This is a genomic window from Streptococcus cuniculi (assembly GCF_004570575.1).
Lineage (GTDB): Bacteria > Bacillota > Bacilli > Lactobacillales > Streptococcaceae > Streptococcus > Streptococcus cuniculi_A.
Map to the genome: position 1 here is coordinate 1 of NZ_SPPD01000121.1, position 386 is coordinate 386.

Here is a 386-nt window from a genome sequence, read left to right on the forward strand (position 1 = left end):
CCTCACATCCTGATTATTGACTAAGTGCGCGTTGTTCATGCCGGATGCGGCGTGAACGCCTTATCCGGCCCACAAATCATGCAAATCCAAAATATTGCAGGAGTTATGTAGATACTGTTATGGCCTGCAAGTTTTTTCCTGGTCCGGTTTCCCGGATTGCAGGCATGCCAGACACAGCGCCGTCAGGCGCTGTTTTTTTCATCCCTTCCGCGATTTTTACGCCGCTACCGGATTATGCCGTGACGCATCGAACGGCACGCCTGACTTCAGCACTCCATACGCCACCTGTGCCAGCTTGCGCATCATCGCGCCGAGAATCACCTTTCCTTTCTTGCCATTAGCCGCCAGACGGTCGCGGAACGCCCGTCCCCACTCAGTCTTACTGG

At 54.4% G+C, this 386-nt stretch carries 1 pseudogene; it reads right to left on the minus strand.

Annotated elements, in window-relative coordinates:
- Positions 1-216: 216 nt before the first annotated feature.
- Positions 217-386: pseudogene (locus E4T82_RS12335) on the minus strand (IS110 family transposase); the annotation flags it as partial.